The sequence below is a fragment of the Pseudomonas sp. SIMBA_067 genome (assembly GCF_046534675.1).
GTDB lineage: Bacteria > Pseudomonadota > Gammaproteobacteria > Pseudomonadales > Pseudomonadaceae > Aquipseudomonas > Aquipseudomonas putida.
Map to the genome: position 1 here is coordinate 1 of NZ_JAWRYH010000381.1, position 274 is coordinate 274.

At 44.5% G+C, this 274-nt stretch carries 1 protein-coding gene; it reads left to right on the top strand.

The genetic code is table 11. The features are described 5' to 3' along the window. The coding region (locus SB765_RS29530) for a hypothetical protein (RefSeq protein WP_410932477.1) at positions 1–274 on the top strand (274 nt) is incomplete at both ends.

Genomic DNA, 274 nt, shown 5'->3' on the forward strand with positions numbered 1-274 from the left:
GTATTAGCCCCAACAGGCCCTTTAAATAGAGATTATGATGATGTACGTCGCTATTTTGATGCGGCTAAATTAGCCATTAACGAGGCTAAAGCGTCAGGCAGTGTTAACCCCGCTATTTACTTACCTGCTTTAAATACCGACAGCCGTTACCAACACGCGCTGGAAGTGGCCTATTTAGGCGCATGCCAAGCATTATGGCAGCCTCTTGAAGCACGTGAATTTCATGGTCATGGTATTGAGCCAATTACTCAAATCGGTTTAATTGATGCCAATG